Below are 906 nucleotides of genomic sequence, written 5' to 3' on the forward strand. Positions count from 1 at the left end.
AGCGCTATCATCTCAAGGTAGGGCTTCCACATGTCCGAGCAGACGAACTCAACCCTCTCACATACCTGTTTGCCGATCATGGCGAAGAACTTTGCGAAGCTTGCTTTCGTGCGCTCCTGCCCCACCCATAGCAGGCGCGTGCAGCCGGCCTCGATCTGGTAGACCAGTGTGAGGTACTTGTGTCCACGACCATACTGGATCTCGTCGATGCCAAAGGCACGGATCGTACCGAGTTCGCGATGGGCCAGCCCCCAGTCCACCACCCACTCCACTGCGTTGAAGACTTTCTCCCAACTGGTTCGGAAGCTTTGTGCCGTCTCCTTCCACGACAGCTTTCGCGCCCACTGCGCCAGGAACAGCATGTAAGCCCGCGTGAGCGTGTGCTTGCCGTTGGCCCATGGCAGAGCTTCAACCTTAACGCCACAGGCACGACAATCGACGCGACGCATGGTATAGAGCAGAAACACGGCAAAACCCCAGACCGGAATAAACTCGAATCGGCGCTCCGTGAGTGAGTCGTAACCCCGCGCAGGCTGGTTGCAGCTTGAGCAGAACGGCTTCGAGCCCTTGCGCGGCCGAACGTCGATCTCGATGGATTGGGTTGCCTCGCACAGCCGCGCACCTTCATATACAAAGCCGGGAAAATGATGACAGGCGTTAAGCAGACGGGTCAGCAACATGGTTAGCAAGCTCAGAACCGGCAAGGGCAAGGCTGCCATTGTCACCGAACAGCAAACGCTCGCCCAGTACATTCCAGACCTGCATAACTGGCCGGCTTCGTGGCGAGTCGATGACGAAGATATTTCGACTGGACAGGAAATCGTAGCAATACTCACGCCTTTCCTTGAGCATCTCCCAACCTTGGGATACGCACGCAAGACCTTGCTTCGGCACCGCGATCTCATC

Annotated in this window: 2 protein-coding genes; both read right to left on the reverse strand. The window is 57.3% G+C overall.

Annotation, left to right across the window (positions count from 1 at the left end):
- Positions 1-680 (reverse strand): transposase (locus tag ACGLHR_RS51885; protein WP_400103927.1); only part of this gene is annotated, 680 nt, incomplete at its 3' end.
- On the reverse strand, positions 658-906 hold a 249-nt coding region (locus ACGLHR_RS51890; RefSeq protein WP_400103929.1), incomplete at its 5' end, for a hypothetical protein. The genes ACGLHR_RS51885 and ACGLHR_RS51890, both read right to left, overlap by 23 nt.

This window comes from Cupriavidus sp. CuC1 (assembly GCF_044627735.1).
GTDB classification, from domain to species: Bacteria; Pseudomonadota; Gammaproteobacteria; order Burkholderiales; family Burkholderiaceae; genus Cupriavidus; species Cupriavidus ulmosensis.